At 35.2% G+C, this 227-nt stretch carries 1 pseudogene; it reads right to left on the bottom strand.

The window, feature by feature from the left end:
• Positions 1-227: pseudogene (locus Q0842_RS16265) on the bottom strand (transketolase); the annotation flags it as partial.

Raw genomic sequence — 227 nt, 5'->3', positions numbered from 1 at the left:
ACATCTACTTCTGGATGTCCAGGGGTTATTGAACCCCATTGTCTGAAATTTGAAACATCTTCTTTTGTATAATTACCTAATAGGTAATACTGAGCATACATTAAAGTAGATAAATGACCTGCATCCATAAAGAAACGATCTCTAAAGGGCCATGTCATATCTGAAGGATCATAATTAAAAAATTCTGAATATAATATGTGCATAAAATCTGCGCCTCCCATGGGACC

Source organism: uncultured Algibacter sp., from assembly GCF_947495675.1.
Lineage (GTDB): Bacteria > Bacteroidota > Bacteroidia > Flavobacteriales > Flavobacteriaceae > Algibacter_B.
Note: the sequence above shows the minus strand (reverse complement) of the source record. Positions and strands in the feature narration are given on the sequence as shown.